The organism is Pseudomonas sp. KH_050 (assembly GCF_057838875.1).
Genome location: NZ_CM174478.1, coordinates 5,999,761 through 6,020,367, shown reverse-complemented (window position 1 = coordinate 6,020,367; position 20,607 = coordinate 5,999,761). Strand labels below are relative to the sequence as shown.

The 20,607-nt window shown below is 54.9% G+C and carries 34 protein-coding genes; all 34 read left to right on the top strand.

Features of this window, described 5'->3' with window-relative positions:
• The first annotated feature begins 50 nt into the window (after positions 1–50).
• A complete protein-coding gene (gene rpsL, locus AC3IUA_RS27765; protein WP_002555494.1) occupies positions 51–422 on the top strand; it encodes a 30S ribosomal protein S12 in 372 nt (123 codons plus the stop codon).
• A gap of 118 nt (positions 423–540) precedes the next feature.
• On the top strand, positions 541–1,011 hold the full coding sequence (rpsG, locus tag AC3IUA_RS27760) for a 30S ribosomal protein S7 (RefSeq protein WP_010490886.1): 471 nt from the start codon (positions 541–543) through the stop codon (positions 1,009–1,011).
• Between the two features lie 30 nt (positions 1,012–1,041).
• Complete coding sequence (gene fusA / locus AC3IUA_RS27755) at positions 1,042–3,144, top strand: elongation factor G (RefSeq protein WP_489357973.1); 2,103 nt, start codon at positions 1,042–1,044, stop codon at positions 3,142–3,144.
• A 30-nt stretch (positions 3,145–3,174) separates the two neighbouring features.
• Positions 3,175–4,368, top strand: a complete 1,194-nt coding sequence (gene tuf, locus AC3IUA_RS27750) for an elongation factor Tu (RefSeq protein WP_489357972.1) — start codon at positions 3,175–3,177, stop codon at positions 4,366–4,368.
• 140 nt (positions 4,369–4,508) lie between these two features.
• Positions 4,509–4,820: a 30S ribosomal protein S10 gene (gene rpsJ, locus AC3IUA_RS27745; RefSeq protein WP_003186070.1), complete on the top strand. Its 312-nt coding sequence runs from the start codon at positions 4,509–4,511 to the stop codon at positions 4,818–4,820.
• An 80-nt stretch (positions 4,821–4,900) separates the two neighbouring features.
• Positions 4,901–5,536 (top strand): 50S ribosomal protein L3, encoded by a 636-nt coding sequence (gene rplC, locus AC3IUA_RS27740; RefSeq protein WP_003186059.1) that lies wholly within the window; start codon positions 4,901–4,903, stop codon positions 5,534–5,536.
• A gap of 12 nt (positions 5,537–5,548) precedes the next feature.
• The gene (gene rplD / locus AC3IUA_RS27735) at positions 5,549–6,151 is read left to right on the top strand and encodes a 50S ribosomal protein L4 (RefSeq protein WP_150642942.1); all 603 of its coding nucleotides are present in this window, start codon (positions 5,549–5,551) and stop codon (positions 6,149–6,151) included.
• Positions 6,148–6,447, top strand: a complete 300-nt coding sequence (gene rplW / locus AC3IUA_RS27730; RefSeq protein ID WP_002555488.1) for a 50S ribosomal protein L23 — start codon at positions 6,148–6,150, stop codon at positions 6,445–6,447. The genes rplD and rplW overlap by 4 nt, the downstream gene beginning before the upstream one ends.
• A gap of 14 nt (positions 6,448–6,461) precedes the next feature.
• Positions 6,462–7,286 carry a 50S ribosomal protein L2 gene (rplB, locus tag AC3IUA_RS27725; RefSeq protein WP_489357971.1) on the top strand — a complete coding sequence of 275 codons (825 nt, stop codon included), beginning with the start codon at positions 6,462–6,464 and terminating at the stop codon, positions 7,284–7,286.
• Between the two features lie 16 nt (positions 7,287–7,302).
• Complete coding sequence (gene rpsS, locus AC3IUA_RS27720) at positions 7,303–7,578, top strand: 30S ribosomal protein S19 (RefSeq protein WP_002555486.1); 276 nt, start codon at positions 7,303–7,305, stop codon at positions 7,576–7,578.
• Between the two features lie 13 nt (positions 7,579–7,591).
• Positions 7,592–7,924 carry a 50S ribosomal protein L22 gene (gene rplV / locus AC3IUA_RS27715; protein WP_003210077.1) on the top strand — a complete coding sequence of 111 codons (333 nt, stop codon included), beginning with the start codon at positions 7,592–7,594 and terminating at the stop codon, positions 7,922–7,924.
• Between the two features lie 13 nt (positions 7,925–7,937).
• A complete protein-coding gene (gene rpsC / locus AC3IUA_RS27710; RefSeq protein ID WP_003176422.1) occupies positions 7,938–8,624 on the top strand; it encodes a 30S ribosomal protein S3 in 687 nt (228 codons plus the stop codon).
• Between the two features lie 12 nt (positions 8,625–8,636).
• A complete protein-coding gene (gene rplP / locus AC3IUA_RS27705; RefSeq protein ID WP_027898303.1) occupies positions 8,637–9,050 on the top strand; it encodes a 50S ribosomal protein L16 in 414 nt (137 codons plus the stop codon).
• The gene (rpmC, locus tag AC3IUA_RS27700; RefSeq protein WP_002555481.1) at positions 9,050–9,241 is read left to right on the top strand and encodes a 50S ribosomal protein L29; all 192 of its coding nucleotides are present in this window, start codon (positions 9,050–9,052) and stop codon (positions 9,239–9,241) included. The genes rplP and rpmC overlap by 1 nt, the downstream gene beginning before the upstream one ends.
• A gap of 2 nt (positions 9,242–9,243) precedes the next feature.
• The gene (gene rpsQ, locus AC3IUA_RS27695; RefSeq protein ID WP_003176419.1) at positions 9,244–9,510 is read left to right on the top strand and encodes a 30S ribosomal protein S17; all 267 of its coding nucleotides are present in this window, start codon (positions 9,244–9,246) and stop codon (positions 9,508–9,510) included.
• 23 nt (positions 9,511–9,533) lie between these two features.
• Positions 9,534–9,902 (top strand): 50S ribosomal protein L14, encoded by a 369-nt coding sequence (gene rplN / locus AC3IUA_RS27690; RefSeq protein WP_002555479.1) that lies wholly within the window; start codon positions 9,534–9,536, stop codon positions 9,900–9,902.
• 11 nt (positions 9,903–9,913) lie between these two features.
• Complete coding sequence (rplX, locus tag AC3IUA_RS27685; protein WP_029299388.1) at positions 9,914–10,228, top strand: 50S ribosomal protein L24; 315 nt, start codon at positions 9,914–9,916, stop codon at positions 10,226–10,228.
• 20 nt (positions 10,229–10,248) lie between these two features.
• Entirely contained in the window at positions 10,249–10,788 is a 540-nt protein-coding gene (gene rplE / locus AC3IUA_RS27680) for a 50S ribosomal protein L5 (protein ID WP_003210069.1), read from the top strand.
• Between the two features lie 13 nt (positions 10,789–10,801).
• Complete coding sequence (gene rpsN, locus AC3IUA_RS27675; RefSeq protein WP_003176414.1) at positions 10,802–11,107, top strand: 30S ribosomal protein S14; 306 nt, start codon at positions 10,802–10,804, stop codon at positions 11,105–11,107.
• Between the two features lie 209 nt (positions 11,108–11,316).
• Complete coding sequence (rpsH, locus tag AC3IUA_RS27670; protein ID WP_017848802.1) at positions 11,317–11,709, top strand: 30S ribosomal protein S8; 393 nt, start codon at positions 11,317–11,319, stop codon at positions 11,707–11,709.
• A 12-nt stretch (positions 11,710–11,721) separates the two neighbouring features.
• The gene (rplF, locus tag AC3IUA_RS27665; RefSeq protein ID WP_007896774.1) at positions 11,722–12,255 is read left to right on the top strand and encodes a 50S ribosomal protein L6; all 534 of its coding nucleotides are present in this window, start codon (positions 11,722–11,724) and stop codon (positions 12,253–12,255) included.
• A gap of 10 nt (positions 12,256–12,265) precedes the next feature.
• A complete protein-coding gene (rplR, locus tag AC3IUA_RS27660) occupies positions 12,266–12,616 on the top strand; it encodes a 50S ribosomal protein L18 (RefSeq protein WP_003186037.1) in 351 nt (116 codons plus the stop codon).
• A 3-nt stretch (positions 12,617–12,619) separates the two neighbouring features.
• Positions 12,620–13,120 carry a 30S ribosomal protein S5 gene (rpsE, locus tag AC3IUA_RS27655; RefSeq protein ID WP_003186035.1) on the top strand — a complete coding sequence of 167 codons (501 nt, stop codon included), beginning with the start codon at positions 12,620–12,622 and terminating at the stop codon, positions 13,118–13,120.
• Between the two features lie 2 nt (positions 13,121–13,122).
• Positions 13,123–13,299 carry a 50S ribosomal protein L30 gene (rpmD, locus tag AC3IUA_RS27650; protein WP_003444363.1) on the top strand — a complete coding sequence of 59 codons (177 nt, stop codon included), beginning with the start codon at positions 13,123–13,125 and terminating at the stop codon, positions 13,297–13,299.
• Between the two features lie 3 nt (positions 13,300–13,302).
• Positions 13,303–13,737, top strand: a complete 435-nt coding sequence (gene rplO / locus AC3IUA_RS27645) for a 50S ribosomal protein L15 (protein WP_002555470.1) — start codon at positions 13,303–13,305, stop codon at positions 13,735–13,737.
• Positions 13,738–15,066: a preprotein translocase subunit SecY gene (gene secY, locus AC3IUA_RS27640; RefSeq protein WP_150804241.1), complete on the top strand. Its 1,329-nt coding sequence runs from the start codon at positions 13,738–13,740 to the stop codon at positions 15,064–15,066. It abuts the gene before it with no gap.
• A 28-nt stretch (positions 15,067–15,094) separates the two neighbouring features.
• On the top strand, positions 15,095–15,211 hold the full coding sequence (gene rpmJ, locus AC3IUA_RS27635; RefSeq protein WP_002555468.1) for a 50S ribosomal protein L36: 117 nt from the start codon (positions 15,095–15,097) through the stop codon (positions 15,209–15,211).
• 129 nt (positions 15,212–15,340) lie between these two features.
• The gene (gene rpsM, locus AC3IUA_RS27630) at positions 15,341–15,697 is read left to right on the top strand and encodes a 30S ribosomal protein S13 (protein WP_003186020.1); all 357 of its coding nucleotides are present in this window, start codon (positions 15,341–15,343) and stop codon (positions 15,695–15,697) included.
• 30 nt (positions 15,698–15,727) lie between these two features.
• Positions 15,728–16,117, top strand: a complete 390-nt coding sequence (gene rpsK / locus AC3IUA_RS27625; RefSeq protein ID WP_002555466.1) for a 30S ribosomal protein S11 — start codon at positions 15,728–15,730, stop codon at positions 16,115–16,117.
• An 18-nt stretch (positions 16,118–16,135) separates the two neighbouring features.
• Entirely contained in the window at positions 16,136–16,756 is a 621-nt protein-coding gene (gene rpsD / locus AC3IUA_RS27620; RefSeq protein ID WP_003210056.1) for a 30S ribosomal protein S4, read from the top strand.
• 22 nt (positions 16,757–16,778) lie between these two features.
• Positions 16,779–17,780 (top strand): DNA-directed RNA polymerase subunit alpha, encoded by a 1,002-nt coding sequence (locus AC3IUA_RS27615; RefSeq protein WP_003176403.1) that lies wholly within the window; start codon positions 16,779–16,781, stop codon positions 17,778–17,780.
• Positions 17,781–17,821: 41 nt separating this feature from the next.
• Positions 17,822–18,208 (top strand): 50S ribosomal protein L17, encoded by a 387-nt coding sequence (gene rplQ, locus AC3IUA_RS27610; RefSeq protein ID WP_007924175.1) that lies wholly within the window; start codon positions 17,822–17,824, stop codon positions 18,206–18,208.
• Between the two features lie 206 nt (positions 18,209–18,414).
• Positions 18,415–19,863 (top strand): catalase, encoded by a 1,449-nt coding sequence (locus tag AC3IUA_RS27605; RefSeq protein ID WP_489357970.1) that lies wholly within the window; start codon positions 18,415–18,417, stop codon positions 19,861–19,863.
• A gap of 154 nt (positions 19,864–20,017) precedes the next feature.
• Complete coding sequence (gene bfr / locus AC3IUA_RS27600; protein WP_150804239.1) at positions 20,018–20,482, top strand: bacterioferritin; 465 nt, start codon at positions 20,018–20,020, stop codon at positions 20,480–20,482.
• Positions 20,483–20,607: the final 125 nt, after the last annotated feature.

The window sequence follows — 20,607 nt, the reverse complement described above, 5'->3', positions numbered from 1 at the left end:
TGCTTTTCTTGCAAGACAATAGCGTCGCAAGACAACAGTGGAGCTAGTAGATGGCAACTATCAACCAGCTGGTACGTCAGCCGCGTAAGCGTATCGTCGAGAAATCCGACGTGCCTGCGCTGCAGAACTGCCCGCAACGTCGTGGCGTATGCACTCGCGTGTATACCACTACGCCGAAAAAACCTAACTCGGCACTGCGTAAAGTATGCCGTGTGCGTCTGACCAACGGTTTCGAGGTTTCCTCGTACATCGGCGGTGAAGGCCACAACCTGCAAGAGCACAGCGTGGTACTGATCCGCGGCGGTCGTGTAAAAGACTTGCCAGGTGTTCGTTACCACACCGTTCGCGGCTCCTTGGATACTTCCGGCGTTAAAGGTCGTAACCAGGGTCGTTCGAAGTACGGTACCAAGAAGCCTAAGTAGTAGCGGCTTTTTGTAAAAACTGAATTTCTTTTTTTCTGAGTCGATAAGAGTAAGGTCGGAGGCGTCCCGAAAGGGCACCGATTCCGAGCGAACCTGAAGACCGTTTGAGGGCTTATCCATGCCAAGAAGACGCGTAGCAGCCAAGCGCGAAGTGCTTGACGATCCAAAATACGGAAGCCAAATCCTGGCCAAGTTCATGAACCACGTGATGGAAAGCGGCAAGAAAGCCGTTGCCGAGCGTATCGTTTATGGCGCGCTGGACAAGGTTAAAGAACGCAAGAACAGCGATCCCCTGGAAATCTTCGAGAAAGCTCTCGACGCCATCGCTCCGCTGGTCGAAGTGAAGTCGCGCCGTGTAGGCGGTGCTACTTACCAGGTTCCGGTCGAAGTTCGTCCGTCCCGTCGTAACGCCCTGGCAATGCGCTGGTTGGTAGACTTCGCCCGCAAGCGCGGCGAGAAGTCTATGGCCCTGCGTTTGGCTGGCGAACTGTTGGACGCTGCTGAAGGTAAAGGTGCTGCAGTTAAGAAGCGTGAAGACGTGCACCGTATGGCTGAAGCCAACAAGGCTTTCTCGCACTACCGCTTCTAATTTTAGCGTCAATAATTTTGCGAGGGCTTTATGGCTCGTACTACTCCGATTAACCGCTACCGTAACATTGGTATCGTTGCTCACGTGGATGCTGGCAAAACCACCACCACCGAGCGCGTCCTTTTTTACACTGGCGTAAACCACAAGATGGGCGAGGTGCATGACGGCGCCGCGACCACAGACTGGATGGTGCAGGAGCAGGAGCGTGGTATTACCATTACTTCTGCTGCGATCACTACCTTCTGGCAAGGTTCTGCCAAGCAGTACGACAAGTACCGCTTCAACGTCATTGACACCCCGGGCCACGTTGACTTCACGATTGAAGTTGAGCGTTCCCTGCGCGTACTCGATGGCGCGGTAGTTGTGTTCTGCGGCACCTCGGGTGTTGAGCCCCAGTCGGAAACCGTATGGCGTCAAGCCAACAAATACGGCGTTCCACGTCTTGTTTACGTAAACAAGATGGACCGTGCTGGTGCGAACTTCCTGCGCGTGATCGAACAGATCAAAAAGCGTCTGGGTCACACCCCGGTACCCATCCAGTTGGCTATCGGTTCCGAAGACCAGTTCCAGGGTCAGATCGATCTGATCAACATGGAAGCTGTGTACTGGGACGACGCTGACAAGGGCATGGTTCCTCGTCGCGAGGCTATCCCTGCAGATATGCAGGCATTGGCTGAAGAGTGGCGTGACAACATGGTGCAGGCAGCCGCCGAATCCAATGATGAGCTGATGAACAAGTACCTCGAAGGTGAAGAACTCACCATCGCGGAAATCAAGGGTGCTCTGCGTCAGCGTACTATCGCTGGCGAAATCGTCCTGGCTGTTTGCGGTTCTTCCTTCAAGAACAAGGGTGTTCCCCTGGTTCTCGATGCCGTTATCGATTTCCTGCCGGCACCCGTCGACATTCCTGCCATCAAGGGTACTGACCCGGATGACGAGACTATCGAGCTGGAGCGTCATGCAGACGACAGCGAGCCGTTCTCGGCGCTGGCGTTCAAGATCGCTACCGACCCATTCGTGGGTACTTTGACCTTTGTCCGGGTTTACTCGGGTGTGTTGAGCTCCGGTGACGGCGTTATCAACTCGGTTAAAGGCAAGAAAGAGCGCGTGGGTCGTATGGTGCAAATGCACGCAAACGCCCGTGAGGAAATCAAGGAAGTACGCGCTGGTGACATCGCGGCCTTGATCGGCATGAAGGACGTCACCACCGGTGAGACTTTGTGCACCGCTGACAAGCCAATCATCCTGGTTCGCATGGACTTCCCGGAGCCGGTTATTTCGGTTGCCGTTGAGCCCAAGACCAAGGACGACCAGGAAAAAATGGGTATCGCTCTGGGCAAACTTGCTCAGGAAGATCCATCTTTCCGCGTCAAGACTGATGAAGAGACCGGTCAAACGATCATCTCTGGCATGGGCGAGTTGCACCTGGACATCCTGGTTGACCGGATGCGCCGTGAGTTCAACGTCGAAGCCAACATCGGTAAGCCACAGGTTTCCTATCGTGAGAAGATCACGAAGAACTGTGAGATCGAAGGCAAGTTCGTTCGCCAGTCCGGCGGTCGTGGCCAGTTCGGCCACTGCTGGATCCGTTTTGCACCTGCTGACGAAGGTCAGGAAGGTCTGCAATTCCTGAACGAAGTAGTGGGTGGTGTGGTTCCTAAGGAATACATCCCGGCTATCCAGAAGGGTATCGAAGAGCAGATGAAGAACGGCGTTGTGGCCGGCTATCCGCTGATCGGCCTGAAGGCGACCGTTTTCGATGGTTCTTACCACGACGTCGACTCCAACGAGATGGCGTTCAAGGTGGCTGCTTCCATGGCGACCAAACAGCTGGCCACCAAAGGTGGTGGTGTGCTGCTTGAGCCGGTGATGGCGGTAGAGGTTGTTACACCTGAGGACTATATGGGTGACGTGATGGGCGACTTGAATCGTCGTCGCGGCATGATTTTGGGTATGGAAGACACGGTCTCCGGCAAAGTGATTCGCGCCGAAGTTCCGCTGGGTGAGATGTTCGGTTATGCGACCGACGTCCGTTCCATGTCTCAGGGTCGCGCGAGCTACTCTATGGAATTCAAAAAATACGATGTAGCTCCGTCGCATATCGTCGAAGCTGTCACTAAAAAACAAGGCTGATTCAGTCCTTTAGGCAAGGAGTTAATTGTCGTGGCTAAAGAAAAATTTGTACGTGACCTCCCGCACGTCAACGTTGGCACCATCGGTCACGTTGACCATGGTAAAACCACCCTGACTGCTGCTCTGACTCGCGTCTGCTCCGAAGTTTTCGGTTCGGCCGTTGTTGCTTTCGACAAGATCGACAGCGCTCCGGAAGAAAAGGCTCGTGGTATCACCATCAACACCGCGCACGTTGAATACAACTCGCTGATCCGTCACTACGCTCACGTTGACTGCCCAGGTCACGCTGACTATGTGAAGAACATGATCACCGGTGCTGCGCAGATGGATGGCGCGATCCTGGTTTGCTCGGCCGCTGATGGTCCGATGCCACAGACTCGTGAACACATCCTGCTGTCCCGTCAGGTAGGCGTACCGTACATCGTTGTCTTCCTGAACAAGGCTGACATGGTTGACGACGCTGAGCTGCTGGAACTGGTTGAGATGGAAGTGCGCGATCTGCTGAGCACTTACGACTTCCCGGGCGACGACACTCCGATCATCATCGGTTCCGCTCTGATGGCTCTGAACGGCCAGGATGACAACGAAATGGGCACCACTGCCGTTCGTAAACTGGTTGAGACTCTGGACAGCTACATTCCAGATCCAGTCCGTGTTATCGACAAGCCGTTCCTGATGCCAATCGAAGACGTATTCTCGATCTCGGGTCGCGGTACTGTTGTGACCGGTCGTATCGAGCGCGGTATCGTCAAGGTTCAGGATCCACTGGAAATCGTTGGTCTGCGTGACACTACCGTCACCACCTGCACCGGTGTTGAAATGTTCCGTAAGCTGCTCGACGAAGGTCGTGCAGGCGAGAACTGCGGCGTTCTGCTGCGTGGTACCAAGCGTGACGACGTTGAGCGTGGCCAGGTTCTGGTCAAGCCAGGTTCGGTCAAGCCGCACACCACCTTCGAAGCTGAAGTGTACGTGTTGAGCAAAGAAGAAGGCGGTCGTCACACTCCGTTCTTCAAAGGCTACCGTCCACAGTTCTACTTCCGGACCACTGACGTGACCGGTAACTGCGAACTGCCGGAAGGCGTTGAAATGGTAATGCCAGGCGACAACATCAAAATGGTTGTCACCCTGATCAAAACCATCGCAATGGAAGATGGTCTGCGTTTCGCTATTCGTGAAGGCGGTCGTACCGTCGGCGCTGGCGTCGTAGCCAAAATCATCGCCTAAGCGTTGATTGATGAAAGAGCCCCCGCTTGCGGGGGCTTTTTTATTGGGTTGACACTGTGTGGGCCCGTCTATAGAATTGCGCCTCCTTTTAACGGGCGTATTGCGCTCGGTGGGAATAGCAGCCTGGAGTCTGAAATCCAATGCAAAATCAGCAAATCCGTATCAGGTTGAAGGCTTTTGACCATCGCCTGATCGACCAATCCACCCAGGAAATCGTGGAAACCGCGAAACGTACTGGTGCTCAAGTGCGTGGTCCGATTCCACTGCCTACCCGTAAAGAGCGGTTCACCGTTCTGGTCTCCCCGCACGTCAACAAAGACGCGCGCGACCAGTACGAGATCCGTACTCATAAGCGCGTGCTGGACATCGTCCAGCCAACGGATAAAACCGTTGATGCACTTATGAAGCTCGATCTGGCGGCCGGTGTGGAAGTACAGATCAGCCTCGGCTAAGACTCGGTCTTAGTCGTGTAACGCTCTGAAATGGGCGGCCATAGCGGGTGAAAGCCCCGTACACTCATGAGGTTTACAACATGACTATTGGTGTAGTCGGTCGTAAATGCGGTATGACCCGTATTTTCACCGAAGAAGGTGTCTCCATTCCGGTCACGGTCATTGAGATCGAACCGAATCGCGTCACCCAGTTCAAAACTGAAGAAACCGATGGCTATCGTGCAGTGCAAGTCACTGTCGGCGAGCGTCGTGCTTCGCGTGTGACTGCTGCTCAAGCAGGTCACTTCGCTAAAGCAAACGTTGCAGCTGGTCGTACCGTAATGGAATTCCGCCTTGAAGAAGGCGAGTACCAGGCAGGCGATCTGATCAACGCTGAAATCTTCGCCGCTGGTCAACTGGTTGATGTAACCGGTCAGTCCAAGGGTAAAGGCTTCCAGGGTACGATCAAGCGTTGGAATTTCCGTGGCCAAGACAACACTCACGGTAACTCCGTTTCCCACCGCGTCCCGGGCTCTATTGGCCAGTGCCAGACTCCTGGTCGTGTATTCAAGGGCAAAAAAATGTCCGGTCATATGGGCGCTGAGCGCGTGACCGTGCAGTCCCTCGAAGTAGTGCGCGTCGACGCTGAACGCAATCTGTTGTTGGTCAAGGGTGCTGTTCCTGGCGCTACTGGCGGCAACCTGGTTGTACGTCCAGCGGCCAAGGCTCGCGGTTAAGGGGAAGCTGACATGCAATTAAATGTAAATGACGCTCAAGCGATCGAAGTTTCCGAACTGACATTTGGCGGCGAATTCAACGAGACGCTGGTTCACCAAGCAGTCGTGGCCTACATGGCCGGCGGCCGTCAGGGTACCAAGCAGCAAAAGACCCGTTCCGACGTTCGTGGTGGCGGTAAGCGCCCATGGCGTCAGAAAGGTACTGGCCGTGCTCGTGCCGGTACTATCCGTAGCCCAATCTGGCGTGGCGGCGGTACCACTTTCGCAGCTCGTCCTCAGGATCACTCCCAGAAGCTCAACAAGAAGATGTATCGCGCAGCAATGCGTTCCATCCTTGCTGAACTGGTGCGTACTGATCGTCTGGTCGTGGTTCAGGACTTCGCTGTTGAAGCACCGAAAACCAAAGATCTGCTGAACAAGCTGAATGGCATGGGTCTGACTGATGTCTTGATCGTGTCCGATGCTGTTGATCAGAACCTGTACCTGGCTGCTCGCAACCTGCCACACGTTGATGTACGTGACGTGCAAGGTTCCGATCCAGTTAGTCTGATCGCATACGACAAGGTGTTGATCACCGTGTCGGCCGTGAAGAAATTCGAGGAGCTGCTGGGATGAACCAGGAACGCGTATTTAAAGTTCTGCTTGGCCCGCACGTTTCCGAGAAGGCTACGGTCCTGGCAGACAAGAAAGGCCAGTTCGTTTTCAAGGTTGCAACTGACGCAACCAAGCTGGAAATCAAGAAGGCCGTCGAAAGCCTGTTCAGCGTGAAAGTAGAGCGTGTTACTACCCTGAATGTTCTGGGTAAGAGCAAGCGCACTGCTCGCGGTCTGGGCAAGCGTAATGACTGGAAGAAGGCAGTTATCTCCCTTCAGCCAGGCCAAGATCTCGATTTCAGCAGCAGTGCTGAGTAAGGAAGGGGTGCATCATGGCAATCGTTAAATGCAAACCGACTTCCCCTGGCCGCCGTTTTGTGGTCAAGGTGGTCAACCAGGAGCTGCATAAAGGCGCTCCTCACGCACCGCTGCTCGAGAAGAAATCGAAGACTGGTGGTCGTAACAACAATGGCCGTATTACCACTCGTCACATCGGTGGTGGTCATAAGCAGCATTATCGTCTGGTCGACTTCCGTCGTAACGACAAAGATGGCATCTCTGCCACTGTCGAGCGTATCGAATACGATCCAAACCGTACTGCTCACATCGCTCTGCTGCTGTACGCAGATGGCGAGCGCCGCTACATCATCGCCCCTAAAGGCGTGAGTGCCGGTGACCAGCTGATCTCAGGTGCTCTGGCGCCGATCAAGCCGGGCAACGCTCTGCAACTGCGTAACATTCCAGTTGGTAGCACCGTACACGGCATCGAATTGAAGCCGGGTAAAGGCGCGCAAATCGCTCGTTCCGCTGGTGCTTCGGCTCAGCTGATCGCTCGTGAAGGTGTCTACGTGACCCTGCGTCTGCGCTCCGGTGAGATGCGTAAAGTATTGGCTGAATGCCGTGCGACCCTGGGCGAAGTCTCGAACTCCGAGCACAGCCTGCGTTCGCTGGGTAAAGCTGGTGCCAAGCGCTGGCGTGGCGTTCGCCCAACCGTTCGTGGTGTTGCCATGAACCCGGTTGACCACCCACATGGTGGTGGTGAAGGTCGTACCTCTGGTGGTCGTCATCCGGTATCGCCATGGGGCTTCCCGACTAAGGGCGCGAAGACTCGTGGTAATAAGCGTACCGACAAAATGATCGTCCGTCGTCGCAAGTAAATAGAGGGATACGACAGTGCCACGTTCTCTGAAAAAAGGTCCTTTTATTGATCTTCACCTACTGAAGAAGATCGAAGTGGCGGCGGAAAAGAACGATCGCAAACCAGTGAAAACCTGGTCGCGTCGTTCCATGATCCTGCCACAAATGGTCGGTCTGACCATTGCTGTGCATAACGGTCGTCAACATGTTCCAGTTCTCGTGAACGAAGACATGGTCGGCCACAAACTAGGCGAGTTTGCCGGTACCCGCACATATCGTGGGCACGTGGCAGACAAGAAAGCCAAGCGTTAAGGGGTAAGGAACGATGGAAGTAGCCGCTAAGTTGTCGGGCGCTCGAATCTCCGCCCAGAAAGCCCGCTTGGTCGCCGACCAGATCCGCGGGAAGAAGGTGGGCGAAGCGCTCAACCTGTTGGCTTTCAGCAGTAAGAAAGCCGCCGAGATCATCAAGAAAGTGCTGGAGTCGGCCGTAGCCAACGCCGAGCATAACGAAGGCGCAGACGTTGATGACCTTAAAGTCAGCACCGTTTTCGTCAACGAAGGGCGTTCGCTGAAGCGCATCATGCCGCGTGCCAAAGGCCGTGCTGATCGCATCGTCAAGCGGTCTTGCCATATCACTGTCAAGGTTGCTGACAAGTAACGGAGTCGAAGAGATGGGTCAGAAAGTACATCCCATTGGCATTCGCCTGGGAATCGTCAAGGAGCACACCTCCGTCTGGTACGCAGACGGTCGGACTTATGCGGACTATTTGTTCGCTGATCTGAAGGTGCGTGAGTATCTCCAAGACAAACTAAAAAGCGCGTCCGTAAGCCGTATCGATATCCATCGTCCGGCTCAAACTGCACGTATCACCATCCACACCGCTCGCCCAGGTATCGTTATCGGGAAGAAAGGTGAAGATGTTGAGAAACTGCGTCAGGACCTGACCAAGCAAATGGGTGTGCCTGTGCACATCAATATCGAAGAGATCCGTAAGCCGGAGCTCGACGGTATGCTGGTTGCGCAGAGCGTAGCTCAGCAGCTGGAGCGTCGCGTAATGTTCCGTCGCGCTATGAAGCGCGCTGTACAGAACGCCATGCGCATTGGTGCCAAAGGCATCAAAATCCAAGTGAGCGGTCGTCTCGGCGGTGCTGAAATCGCACGTACTGAATGGTATCGCGAAGGTCGTGTGCCACTGCACACCCTGCGTGCCGACATCGACTATGCCAACTACGAAGCTCACACCACTTATGGTGTGATCGGTGTAAAGGTTTGGATCTTCAAAGGCGAAGTAATTGGTGGTCGCCAAGAAGAGCTGAAACCACAAGCACCAGCGCCTCGTAAAAAAGCTGCTAAGTAAGGGGTACGCCAAATGTTGCAACCAAAGCGTACGAAGTTCCGCAAGCAGATGACTGGCCACAACCGTGGCTTGGCATTGCGCGGTAGCAAAGTCAGCTTCGGCGAATATGCGCTGAAGTCTGTAGCTCGTGGTCGTCTCACCGCTCGTCAGATCGAGTCAGCGCGTCGTGCACTGACCCGTCACGTTAAACGTGGCGGCAAGATCTGGATCCGTGTATTCCCGGACAAGCCTGTCACCAAAAAGCCACTCGAAGTTCGGATGGGTAAAGGTAAGGGTAACGTCGAATACTGGGTTGCCCAGATTCAGCCAGGCAAAGTCCTGTATGAAATCGAGGGTGTTTCTGAAGAGCTGGCGCGTGAGGCTTTCGCCCTGGCTGCTGCAAAGCTGCCGCTCGCCACCTCCTTTGTTAAACGGACGGTGATGTGATGAAAGCGAATGAACTTCGTGAAAAATCCGCACAGCAGCTGAACGAGCAACTGCTCGGCCTGCTGCGCGACCAGTTCAATCTGCGTATGCAGAAAGCAACTGGCCAGTTGGGGCAGTCTCATCTGCTCTCGCAAGTTAAGCGTGACATTGCTCGCGTGAAGACTGTGCTCAACCAGCAGGCAGGTAAGTAATCATGGCTGAAGCCGAAAAAACTGTCCGTACGCTGACTGGCCGTGTTGTCAGCGACAAGATGGACAAAACCATCACCGTTCTGATCGAGCGCCGCGTTAAGCACCCGATCTACGGTAAATACGTTAAGCGTTCGACTAAGCTGCACGCGCACGACGAAACCAATCAGTGCCACATTGGCGACAAAGTCACTATTCGTGAAACTCGTCCCCTGGCCAAGACCAAGTCTTGGGCACTGGTTGATGTTCTCGAACGCGCTGTGGAAGTCTAAGGACTAGGGGTCGGAGAAATTATATGATTCAGACTCAATCCATGCTCGATGTGGCCGATAACAGCGGCGCTCGCCGCGTTATGTGCATCAAGGTGCTGGGTGGCTCCCATCGTCGTTACGCTGGTATCGGTGACATCATCAAAGTTACCGTGAAGGAAGCAATTCCTCGCGGTAAAGTGAAAAAAGGCCAAGTGATGACTGCTGTAGTAGTCCGCACTCGTCACGGCGTTCGCCGTGCAGATGGCTCCATTATCCGCTTTGATGGCAACGCTGCTGTTCTTCTGAACAACAAGCAAGAGCCGATCGGCACCCGTATCTTTGGGCCAGTGACCCGTGAACTTCGTACTGAGAAGTTCATGAAGATCGTCTCGCTCGCCCCAGAAGTGCTGTAAGGAGATCCGACATGCAAAAGATTCGTCGTGACGACGAGATCATCGTGATCGCCGGCAAAGACAAAGGTAAGCGCGGTAAGGTGCTTAAGGTTCTCGCTGATGACCGTCTGGTCATTGGTGGTCTGAACCTGGTCAAGCGTCATACCAAGCCTAACCCGGCGTCGGGCGTACAAGGCGGTATCGTCGAAAAAGAAGCGCCACTGCACGCTTCTAACGTCGCCATTTTCAACGGCGAAACCAACAAGGCTGACCGCGTTGGTTTCAAAGTAGAAGACGGCAAGAAAATTCGTGTCTTCAAGTCGACCCAAAAAGCGGTTGATGCTTGAACACTGCTAGGTAGAAGACCATGGCACGACTAAAAGAGATTTACCGGAAGGAAATCGCTCCGAAACTTAAGGAAGAACTTAAGCTTTCGAACGTGATGGAAGTTCCGCGCGTTACCAAAATCACCCTGAACATGGGTCTGGGCGAAGCGATCGGCGACAAAAAAGTCATCGAGCACGCTGTTGCTGACCTGGAAAAGATCACCGGCCAAAAAGTCGTTGTGACTTACGCTCGGAAATCCATCGCTGGCTTTAAAGTCCGTGAAGGTTGGCCGATCGGCGTCAAAGTGACTCTGCGCCGTGAGCGTATGTATGAATTCCTGGATCGTCTGCTGTCGATCTCCCTGCCTCGGGTTCGCGACTTCCGCGGCCTGAATGCCAAGTCCTTCGATGGTCGTGGTAACTACAGCATGGGCGTTAAAGAGCAGATCATCTTCCCGGAAATCGACTACGACAAGATCGATGCTCTCCGCGGTCTGGACATTACCCTGACCACCACTGCCAAGAACGATGATGAAGGTCGCGCCCTGTTGCGTGCTTTCAAATTCCCGTTCCGCAACTGATTGGAGTAGGACCATGGCCAAGATGAGCATGAAAAACCGCGAGCTGAAGCGTCAGCTCACGGTTGCCAAGTACGCCAAAAAGCGTGCAGCACTGAAAGCTATCATCGTTGATCTGAACGCAAGTCCAGAAGCGCGTTGGGAAGCTACAGTTGCTCTGCAGAAGCAGCCACGTGACGCAAGCGCTTCGCGCATGCGTAACCGCTGCCGCCTGACCGGTCGTCCACACGGCGTTTACCGCAAGTTCGGCCTTGGCCGTAACAAACTGCGTGAAGCTGCAATGCGTGGTGACGTACCTGGTCTGGTTAAAGCCAGCTGGTAAGCACTGTCGAAGTCTCGGTGTCCAGGGTCGGAAGATCCTGACCACCGGTGACCTTGAACTTGAATCAAGCCCCTATTGGGGCTTGATTCATTTGTGGGGTGTGTCTAGAATACCCGGCTCGCCTGAGCCCGTGCTTTTTTCGTGCGGAAGTACTCGGCGACACGTAGTAGCCGCAAGGCTAATTTTTTTGTATTAGGAGCGTCTAGCCCATGAGTATGCAGGACCCGTTAGCGGACATGCTAACTCGAATCCGTAATGCCCAGATGGCTGAAAAGTCCGTCGTAAGCATGCCATCTTCCACGTTGAAGGTAGCTGTTGCCAAAGTCCTGAAAGACGAAGGCTACATTGCGGGTTATCAGATCAGCAGCGAAATCAAACCGTTGCTATCCATCGAGCTGAAGTACTTCGAAGGCCGTCCGGTCATCGAGGAAGTGAAGCGCGTTAGCCGTCCAGGCCTGCGTCAGTACAAGTCCGTCGAAGATCTGCCGAAAGTTCGTGGCGGTCTCGGTGTGTCTATCGTCTCCACCAACAAAGGTGTGATGACGGATCGTGCTGCGCGCGCTGCCGGTGTCGGCGGCGAAGTTCTTTGCACAGTGTTCTAAGGGGGGATAAGCATGTCACGCGTCGCTAAGAACCCCGTTAAGCTGCCAGCCGGTGTCGAAGTCAAATTCGCAGGCCAACAGCTTTCGGTGAAGGGTGCCAAGGGTACTCTAGAACTGAACATCCATTCGTCCGTTGAGATTGTTGAAGAAGCTGGTGAGCTGCGTTTCGCTGCTCGCAATGGCGATCAACAGACTCGCGCAATGGCTGGTACCACTCGTGCGTTGGTAAACAACATGGTCCAAGGCGTAAGCCAAGGCTTCGAGCGCAAGCTCCAGCTGGTCGGTGTTGGTTACAAAGCGCAAGCAAAAGGCACAGTGCTGAACCTGGCTCTTGGCTTCTCGCACCCAGTGGATTATGAACTGCCGGAAGGCATCACCGCTGAGACTCCTAGCCAGACCGATATCCTGATCCGGGGCATCGATAAGCAGCTGGTAGGTCAAGTGGCCGCCGAGATCCGCGACTTCCGTCCACCAGAGCCGTACAAAGGCAAAGGTGTGCGCTACGCGGACGAAGTCGTCCGTCGTAAAGAAGCCAAGAAGAAGTAGGGCATAGCAAATGACCGACAAAAAAGTTACTCGACTGCGTCGCGCTCGCAAAGCACGCCTGAAAATGCACGAACTCGAAGTCGTGCGTCTCTGCGTGTTCCGCTCGTCGCAGCACATCTACGCCCAGGTCATTTCGGCCGACGGCAACAAAGTCCTGGCAAGTGCCTCGACTTTGGATAAAGAACTGCGTGATGGTGCCACCGGCAACATCGACGCGGCCACTAAGGTTGGCCAGCTGGTCGCTACGCGTGCTAAAGCCGCTGGCGTCTCGCAGGTGGCTTTCGACCGCTCTGGCTTCAAGTACCACGGCCGCGTCAAGGCGCTGGCTGATGCTGCTCGTGAAGCTGGGCTGGAGTTCTAAGTTATGTCAAATAACGACCAAAAGCGCGACGAAGGCTACATCGAGAAGCTGGTTCAAGTTAACCGCGTAGCCAAAACCGTTAAAGGCGGCCGTATCTTCACTTTCACCGCGTTGACCGTGGTGGGTGATGGTAAAGGGCGCGTTGGCTTCGGCCGTGGCAAGTCACGTGAAGTGCCTGCCGCGATCCAGAAGGCAATGGAAGCTGCTCGCCGCAACATGATCCAGGTTGATCTGAACGGCACCACGCTGCAGTACGCAATGAAGTCCGCTCACGGCGCTTCGAAGGTGTACATGCAGCCTGCTTCTGAAGGTACCGGTATCATCGCTGGCGGCGCTATGCGTGCTGTCCTCGAAGTTGCTGGCGTTCAGAACGTTCTGGCCAAGTGCTACGGCTCGACTAACCCGGTAAACGTGGTTCACGCCACTTTCAAAGGTTTGAAAGCTATGCAGTCTCCTGAATCCATTGCCGCCAAGCGTGGCAAAAGTGTCAAGGAGATCTTCTGATCATGGCTACCGTTAAAGTAACGCTGATCAAAAGCATGACCGGCCGTATCCCTAATCACAAATTGTGCATCAAGGGTCTGGGTCTGCGTCGCATCGGTCACACTGTAGAAGTACTTGATACTCCCGAGAATCGCGGGATGATCAACAAGGCTTACTACATGCTGCGTGTCGAGGGTTAATCGATGAAACTCAATGATCTGAGTCCTGCGCCGGGTTCCCGTCGCGAGAAGCATCGTCCGGGCCGTGGTATCGGTAGTGGTTTGGGTAAGACTGGTGGCCGTGGTCACAAAGGTCAGTCCTCCCGCTCCGGTGGCACCATTGCTCCGGGCTTTGAAGGCGGTCAACAGCCGCTGCATCGTCGCCTGCCGAAGTTCGGTTTCGTTTCCCTGAAGGCCATGGACCGCGCAGAAGTGCGTCTGTCCGAGCTGGCTAAAGTGGAAGGCGACATCGTCACTGTGCAGTCCCTGAAGGATGCCAACGTGATTAACCAAAACGTACAACGTGTGAAAATCATGTTGTCCGGTGAAGTTACTCGCGCAGTCACCATCAAGGGTATCGCCGCCACCAAAGGTGCGCGTGCGGCTATCGAAGCAGCTGGCGGCAAGTTCGAGGAATAAATGGCTAAGCAAGGTGCTCTCTCTGCGCTCGGCAAAGGCGGTATGTCTGAACTCTGGGCTCGTCTGCGTTTTCTGTTCCTGGCGATTATCGTCTACCGAATAGGCGCACACATCCCGGTTCCAGGTATCAACCCGGACCGACTCGCAGACCTGTTTCGACAGAATGAGGGGACCATTCTTAGCTTGTTCAACATGTTTTCCGGCGGCGCGCTGGAGCGGATGAGCATCTTTGCACTGGGGATCATGCCGTACATCTCGGCATCGATCATCATGCAGCTGATGACCGCCGTCAGCCCGCAGCTGGAGCAGTTGAAGAAGGAAGGTGAAGCTGGCCGTCGCAAGATTAGCCAGTACACCCGCTACGGCACCGTCGTCCTTGCTCTTGTTCAGGCTATCGGCATGTCCGTTGGCCTGGCGGGGCAGGGCGTTGCGTTCACTGGTGACTTTGGCTTCCATTTCATCGCGGTATCCACTTTTGTGGCTGGTGCGATGTTCATGATGTGGCTGGGTGAGCAGATTACTGAGCGTGGTGTTGGCAACGGTATCTCGATGTTGATTTTCGCAGGTATCGTCGCCGGTCTTCCGAGTGCAGTCGGGCAGTCTTTCGAGTCTGCACGTCAGGGTGATATCAACATTTTCGCCCTGGTTGCCATCGGTTTGCTGGCAGTAGCGATTATCGGTTTTGTGGTGTTCATTGAGCGTGGTCAGCGGCGCATCGCCGTTCATTACGCCAAGCGTCAGCAAGGCCGCAAGGTGTTTGCTGCGCAGACTAGCCACTTGCCGCTGAAAGTGAATATGGCCGGTGTTATTCCTGCTATCTTCGCGAGCAGCATTTTGCTGTTCCCGGCTTCGTTGGGTGCCTGGTTCGGTCAGTCTGAAGGTATGGGCTGGTTGCAGGACATCTCGCAGTCGATCGCTCCTGGTCAGCCGTTGAATATTCTGCTGTTTAGTGCAGGGATTATTTTCTTCTGCTTCTTCTATACGGCGTTGATGTTCAATCCGAAAGACGTAGCGGAAAACCTGAAGAAGTCCGGTGCCTTTATTCCGGGTATCCGTCCAGGTGAGCAGTCTGCGCGCTACATTGACGGCGTTCTGACTCGCTTGACCATGTTCGGTGCTCTATATATGACGGCCGTGTGCTTGCTGCCCCAGTTCCTGGTGGTTGCAGCAAACGTTCCGTTCTACCTTGGCGGGACCTCGTTGCTGATCGTGGTCGTGGTTGTGATGGACTTCATGTCCCAAGTACAATCGCACCTCGTTTCGCACCAGTACGAATCCCTGATGAAGAAAGCCAACCTGAAGGGCTACGGCAGCGGCATGCTGCGCTGAAGCACCCATAAGGTTCGAGGAGTTGGTGATGAAAGTTCGTGCATCGGTGAAAAAGCTGTGCCGTAACTGCAAAATTATTCGCCGCGAAGGTGTTGTTCGAGTAATTTGCAGCGCGGAACCGCGTCACAAACAGCGCCAAGGCTGAGTGTGATCCGCTTGAAGCCCAGCAGCTAGTGCGCTGCTGGGTTGATTATTTGTTATTACAGCGATATTATCTCGCGCCCTATTTCTTGGCTTCCGGGGCGTAGGTAGCTGTCAATTGGAGTCCCACTGAATGGCCCGTATTGCAGGCGTTAACATTCCAGATAACAAGCACACTGTTATCTCGCTGACCTACATCTATGGTGTTGGTCGCACTACTGCACAGAAAATTTGTGCAGTGACTGGGGTAAACCCAGCCGCAAAGATCAAGGATCTGAGCGACGAGCAGATTGAACAGCTGCGTGGCGAAGTGGCGAAGTTCACCACTGAAGGTGACCTGCGTCGCGAAATCAACATGAAAATCAAGCGTTTGATGGACCTCGGTTGCTATCGCGGTCTGCGTCATCGTCGTGGTCTTCCAGTACGCGGTCAGCGTACCAAGACTAACGCGCGTACCCGTAAAGGTCCGCGTAAGCCGATCCGCAAGTAATCGCCCCAGCGAATCGACAGGAAATTAATCATGGCAAAACCTGCTGCTCGTCCTCGTAAAAAAGTCAAAAAGACAGTGGTTGATGGCATCGCCCACATCCACGCGTCTTTTAACAACACCATCGTGACCATTACCGACCGTCAGGGTAACGCGCTTTCTTGGGCTACCTCCGGTGGTTCGGGTTTCCGCGGTTCTCGCAAGTCCACCCCGTTCGCTGCTCAAGTAGCTGCTGAACGTGCTGGTCAAGCTGCGCTGGAATATGGCCTGAAAAACCTCGACGTCAACGTCAAAGGTCCAGGTCCAGGTCGTGAGTCCGCTGTCCGTGCATTGAACGGCTGTGGCTATAAGATCGCCAGCATCACCGACGTGACGCCAATCCCGCACAACGGGTGCCGTCCGCCGAAGAAGCGCCGCGTGTAATCCAGGAGATTGTAAAGAATGGCTCGTTACATTGGTCCAAAATGCAAACTCGCTCGTCGCGAAGGCACCGATCTCTTCCTGAAGAGCGGCGTGCGCGCGATCGAATCGAAGTGCAACATTGAAGCAGCACCTGGTATCCACGGCCAGCGCCGCGGTCGCCAGTCCGATTACGGCACCCAACTGCGTGAAAAGCAGAAAGTCCGTCGTATCTATGGCGTTCTCGAGCGTCAATTCAGCGGCTACTACAAAGAAGCTGCTGGCAAGAAAGGCGCAACTGGCGAAAACCTGTTGCAGCTGCTCGAATGCCGTCTGGACAACGTTGTATACCGTATGGGCTTTGGTTCGACTCGTGCCGAATCCCGTCAGCTGGTATCGCACAAATCCGTCAGCGTTAACGGTCAGACCGTAAACGTCCCGTCCTACCAGGTTCGTGCTGGTGACGTGGTCGCGATTCGCGAGAAAGCAAAGAACCAACTTCGCATTGTCCAAGCTCTCGATCTGTGTGCCCAACGTGGCCGCGTAGAATGGGTAGAAGTAGACACTGAGAAGAAGTCGGGCGTTTTCAAGAACGTTCCTGCTCGCAGTGATCTGTCCGCCGACATCAACGAAAGCCTGATTGTCGAGCTCTACTCCAAGTAAGGGCTAGAAAATAGGTGCATCCATGCAGATTTCGGTAAATGAGTTCCTGACACCCCGCCACATTGATGTGCAGGTTGTCAGTCCAACCCGCGCCAAGATCACTCTCGAGCCTCTCGAGCGTGGTTTTGGCCACACCCTGGGCAACGCGCTGCGCCGCATCCTGTTGTCCTCAATGCCCGGCTGTGCAGTAGTCGAGGCCGAGATTGACGGTGTGCTCCACGAGTACAGCGCCATCGAAGGTGTACAGGAAGACGTAATTGAAATCCTGTTGAACCTTAAAGGTCTGGCTATCAAGCTGCACGGCCGTGACGAAGTTACGCTGACCTTGTCGAAGAAGGGTTCGGGGGTGGTTACCGCTGCCGATATTCAGCTGGATCATGATGTCGAGATCGTTAATCCCGATCACGTAATCGCTAACCTGGCGTCTAACGGCGCCCTGAACATGAAGCTCACTGTAGCTCGTGGTCGTGGTTATGAACCGGCCGACTCGCGTCAGAGCGATGAAGACGAAAGCCGCAGCATCGGTCGCTTGCAGCTTGACTCTTCGTTCAGCCCGGTTCGCCGTATCGCATACGTGGTGGAAAACGCCCGTGTCGAGCAGCGTACTAACCTGGACAAGCTGGTTATTGATCTGGAAACCAACGGTACCCTGGATCCTGAAGAGGCTATCCGTCGTGCTGCAACCATCCTGCAACAGCAGTTGGCTGCGTTCGTCGACCTCAAAGGTGACAGTGAGCCAGTGGTAATCGAGCAAGAAGACGAGATCGATCCGATCCTGCTTCGCCCGGTTGACGATCTGGAACTGACTGTACGTTCGGCTAACTGCCTTAAGGCGGAAAACATTTACTACATCGGCGACCTGATTCAGCGTACCGAAGTAGAACTGTTGAAGACTCCGAACCTGGGCAAGAAATCCTTGACTGAAATCAAGGACGTTCTGGCCTCCCGCGGTCTGTCCCTCGGCATGCGCCTCGACAACTGGCCGCCTGCAAGTCTTAAGAAGGACGACAAGGCGACTGCCTGATCGTCGTAATCACCGAACGTGAGTTTGGTAAGGAATGAACCATGCGTCATCGTAAAAGTGGTCGTCACCTGAGCCGTACCAGCTCGCACCGCAAGGCCATGTTTCAAAACATGGCGGTGTCGCTGTTCGAGCACGAGCTGATCAAAACTACACTGCCAAAAGCCAAAGAACTGCGTCGCGTTGCTGAGCCGCTGATCACTTTGGCCAAGACAGACAGCCTGGCTAACCGCCGCCTGGCCTTCGACCGTACTCGTTCGAAAGCCATCGTTGGTAAGCTCTTCAACGACCTGGGCAAGCGTTACGCTACCCGTGAGGGTGGCTACCTGCGCATCCTCAAGTGCGGTTTCCGCGCTGGCGACAACGCGCCTATGGCGTACGTCGAGTTGGTTGATCGTGCTGTCGGCGGTGAAGCTGTATCCGCTGAGTAAGACGTCAAATACAAAAAACCGGGCCTAGTGCCCGGTTTTTTGTGTCCGCTCGATAAGCAAACCTTCTTTTTCTCAGGCAATCTGCTGTCATTAGTTATTTTCTATCGAAGCCAGCAATTTAATGAATTTGGTGGTGACATGTTGATGGTCAATACTCCCTCCAGCCGATTAGCCGGCAGTCAAAGACTGACAGAGGAAGTTTGAGCATGAGCCAGAATAAAACGCTAACGACAGCCAGTGGCGCTCCAGTAGCCGATAACCAGAATTCCCGTTCCGCCGGCCCCCGTGGCCCGTTGTTGCTCGACGATTTTCACCTGATCGAGAAGCTTGCCCACTTCAACCGTGAAAATATCCCGGAGCGACGTGTCCACGCCAAAGGTTCGGGCGCTTACGGTACCTTCACGGTCACCGGTGACATCACCCAATACACCAGCGCCAAGCTGTTCGAGTCCGTCGGCAAGCAAACTCCGACCTTCTTGCGCTTCTCTACTGTCGGTGGCGAGCGCGGCTCGGCGGATACCGAGCGCGACCCACGCGGCTTTGCGCTGAAGTTCTATACCGAAGAAGGCAACTGGGACATTGTTGGCAACAACACCCCGGTGTTCTTTATCCGTGACCCGCTGAAATTCCCTGACTTTATCCACACCCAAAAGCGCTTGCCGCAGAGCAATCTGAAGAGCGCGCAGATGATGTGGGACTTCTGGTCGCATTCGCCTGAGGCGTTGCATCAGGTCACCATTCTGTTTTCAGATCGCGGGATCCCTGACGGCTACCGGCACATGCACGGCTTCGGTAGCCACACCTATAGCCTGATCAATGCCAATGGCGAACGGCACTGGGTGAAATGGCACTACAAAACCAAGCAGGGCATCAAGAACCTGGCCCCGGCAGAAGCAGCGCGGCTGGCCGGCACTGACCCGGACTACGCCCAGCGTGACCTGTTCGGAGCCATCGAGCGCGGTGAGTTCCCGAAATGGCGCGTGTGCATTCAGATCATGACCGAGGCCCAAGCCTCGGCGCACTACGAGAACCCGTTCGACGTGACCAAGACCTGGTCGCAGAAGGAGTTCCCGCTGATTGAAGTCGGTGAACTGGAGCTGAACCGCAACCCGCAGAACTACTTCGCGGAAGTCGAGCAGGCGGCGTTCGGGCCAAGCAATATGGTGCCAGGTGTCGGTCTGTCGCCGGACCGCATGCTGCAAGGCCGGGTGTTCGCCTACGCCGATGCCCACCGTTACCGGGTAGGCACCAATCACCAGCAACTGCCGGTAAATGCCCCGCGTAATCCGGTTAATACCTACCAGCGCGATGGCTCCATGGCCTTTGGCGGCAACGGCGGCGGTGCTCCGAACTACGAGCCCAACAGCTACGCCGATGCGCCGAAACAGGCTCCGCAATACGCGGAACCAGGGCTGGCCCTGAGCGGTGCGGCAGATCGTTACGATCACCGCGAAGACACCGACTACTACAGCCACTCCGGTGCCTTGTTCCGCTTGATGAATGACGAACAGAAGGCTCTGTTGATCAACAACATCGCCGGTGCCATGGCCGGGGTTTCTGCCGATGTGGTCCAGCGACAATTGCAACATTTCTTCAAGGCCGATGCCGCTTATGGAGAAGGCGTCGCAAAGGCCTTGGGCGTAGCGCTTAACTAAGTCTAAACGAGAAGCAGAACCGCCCTCATTTAGGCGGTTTTTGCGTTATTTAGCCTGCTTTTCTCAGAATATCTTCGCTTTTATTGCGATGGGCGAGTGACCTGCAAGTCAGCTTGGTTCAAACTATAGACTTTCAAGCAGGGAGATTCAGGCGATGCAAGGCCACCCGGATGTAATCGATTATCTCAACACGTTGCTGACGGGCGAATTGGCGGCGCGCGATCAATATTTCATCCATTCGCGGATGTACGAGGACTGGGGCTTCACCGAGCTCTACGAGCGCATCAATCACGAGATGGAAGAAGAGACCCAACACGCTGACGCGCTGATGCGGCGGATTCTGATGCTTGAAGGCACGCCGCGCATGCGTGCGGACGATCTGGATGTCGGCGCCACGGTGCCCGAGATGCTCGCCTGCGACCTGCGCCTGGAATACAAGGTGCGTGCCGCACTGTGCAAGGGCATCGAGCTCTGCGAACTGCACAAGGATTACGTCAGCCGCGAGATCTTGCGTCTCCAGTTGGCAGACACCGAAGAAGACCACGCCTACTGGCTGGAGAAACAGCTGGGCCTGATCAAGCTGGTGGGTCTGGAGAACTACCTGCAGTCGCAGTTCTAATCAGGTGCGGTCAAGATCGCCAGGATCGCAGCCTGCGGCAGCTCCTACGCCGGGCCGCGTCCCCCTGTAGGAGCTGCCGCAGGCTGCGATCTTTTGGCGGCAGCGCAATAAAAAGCCCCTGTCAC

What these genes read in the sequence shown, in the direction of transcription:
- rpsM (WP_003186020.1), top strand. Translation starts at nt 15,341, where the DNA reads ATGGCCCGTATTGCAGGCGTTAACATTCCAGATAACAAGCACACTGTT.
- rpsQ (WP_003176419.1), top strand. Translation starts at nt 9,244, where the DNA reads ATGGCTGAAGCCGAAAAAACTGTCCGTACGCTGACTGGCCGTGTTGTC.
- rplW (WP_002555488.1), top strand. Translation starts at nt 6,148, where the DNA reads ATGAACCAGGAACGCGTATTTAAAGTTCTGCTTGGCCCGCACGTTTCC.
- rpsK (WP_002555466.1), top strand. Translation starts at nt 15,728, where the DNA reads ATGGCAAAACCTGCTGCTCGTCCTCGTAAAAAAGTCAAAAAGACAGTG.
- rplQ (WP_007924175.1), top strand. Translation starts at nt 17,822, where the DNA reads ATGCGTCATCGTAAAAGTGGTCGTCACCTGAGCCGTACCAGCTCGCAC.
- rplF (WP_007896774.1), top strand. Translation starts at nt 11,722, where the DNA reads ATGTCACGCGTCGCTAAGAACCCCGTTAAGCTGCCAGCCGGTGTCGAA.
- rpsJ (WP_003186070.1), top strand. Translation starts at nt 4,509, where the DNA reads ATGCAAAATCAGCAAATCCGTATCAGGTTGAAGGCTTTTGACCATCGC.
- fusA (WP_489357973.1), top strand. Translation starts at nt 1,042, where the DNA reads ATGGCTCGTACTACTCCGATTAACCGCTACCGTAACATTGGTATCGTT.
- rplE (WP_003210069.1), top strand. Translation starts at nt 10,249, where the DNA reads ATGGCACGACTAAAAGAGATTTACCGGAAGGAAATCGCTCCGAAACTT.
- rplV (WP_003210077.1), top strand. Translation starts at nt 7,592, where the DNA reads ATGGAAGTAGCCGCTAAGTTGTCGGGCGCTCGAATCTCCGCCCAGAAA.
- rpsC (WP_003176422.1), top strand. Translation starts at nt 7,938, where the DNA reads ATGGGTCAGAAAGTACATCCCATTGGCATTCGCCTGGGAATCGTCAAG.
- rplP (WP_027898303.1), top strand. Translation starts at nt 8,637, where the DNA reads ATGTTGCAACCAAAGCGTACGAAGTTCCGCAAGCAGATGACTGGCCAC.
- rpmC (WP_002555481.1), top strand. Translation starts at nt 9,050, where the DNA reads ATGAAAGCGAATGAACTTCGTGAAAAATCCGCACAGCAGCTGAACGAG.
- rplO (WP_002555470.1), top strand. Translation starts at nt 13,303, where the DNA reads ATGAAACTCAATGATCTGAGTCCTGCGCCGGGTTCCCGTCGCGAGAAG.
- rpmJ (WP_002555468.1), top strand. Translation starts at nt 15,095, where the DNA reads ATGAAAGTTCGTGCATCGGTGAAAAAGCTGTGCCGTAACTGCAAAATT.
- AC3IUA_RS27605 (WP_489357970.1), top strand. Translation starts at nt 18,415, where the DNA reads ATGAGCCAGAATAAAACGCTAACGACAGCCAGTGGCGCTCCAGTAGCC.
- rpsL (WP_002555494.1), top strand. Translation starts at nt 51, where the DNA reads ATGGCAACTATCAACCAGCTGGTACGTCAGCCGCGTAAGCGTATCGTC.
- rplC (WP_003186059.1), top strand. Translation starts at nt 4,901, where the DNA reads ATGACTATTGGTGTAGTCGGTCGTAAATGCGGTATGACCCGTATTTTC.
- rpsN (WP_003176414.1), top strand. Translation starts at nt 10,802, where the DNA reads ATGGCCAAGATGAGCATGAAAAACCGCGAGCTGAAGCGTCAGCTCACG.
- rplB (WP_489357971.1), top strand. Translation starts at nt 6,462, where the DNA reads ATGGCAATCGTTAAATGCAAACCGACTTCCCCTGGCCGCCGTTTTGTG.
- bfr (WP_150804239.1), top strand. Translation starts at nt 20,018, where the DNA reads ATGCAAGGCCACCCGGATGTAATCGATTATCTCAACACGTTGCTGACG.
- rpsH (WP_017848802.1), top strand. Translation starts at nt 11,317, where the DNA reads ATGAGTATGCAGGACCCGTTAGCGGACATGCTAACTCGAATCCGTAAT.
- rplN (WP_002555479.1), top strand. Translation starts at nt 9,534, where the DNA reads ATGATTCAGACTCAATCCATGCTCGATGTGGCCGATAACAGCGGCGCT.
- rplD (WP_150642942.1), top strand. Translation starts at nt 5,549, where the DNA reads ATGCAATTAAATGTAAATGACGCTCAAGCGATCGAAGTTTCCGAACTG.
- rpsD (WP_003210056.1), top strand. Translation starts at nt 16,136, where the DNA reads ATGGCTCGTTACATTGGTCCAAAATGCAAACTCGCTCGTCGCGAAGGC.
- rpmD (WP_003444363.1), top strand. Translation starts at nt 13,123, where the DNA reads ATGGCTACCGTTAAAGTAACGCTGATCAAAAGCATGACCGGCCGTATC.
- rplR (WP_003186037.1), top strand. Translation starts at nt 12,266, where the DNA reads ATGACCGACAAAAAAGTTACTCGACTGCGTCGCGCTCGCAAAGCACGC.
- AC3IUA_RS27615 (WP_003176403.1), top strand. Translation starts at nt 16,779, where the DNA reads ATGCAGATTTCGGTAAATGAGTTCCTGACACCCCGCCACATTGATGTG.
- rplX (WP_029299388.1), top strand. Translation starts at nt 9,914, where the DNA reads ATGCAAAAGATTCGTCGTGACGACGAGATCATCGTGATCGCCGGCAAA.
- rpsG (WP_010490886.1), top strand. Translation starts at nt 541, where the DNA reads ATGCCAAGAAGACGCGTAGCAGCCAAGCGCGAAGTGCTTGACGATCCA.
- secY (WP_150804241.1), top strand. Translation starts at nt 13,738, where the DNA reads ATGGCTAAGCAAGGTGCTCTCTCTGCGCTCGGCAAAGGCGGTATGTCT.
- rpsE (WP_003186035.1), top strand. Translation starts at nt 12,620, where the DNA reads ATGTCAAATAACGACCAAAAGCGCGACGAAGGCTACATCGAGAAGCTG.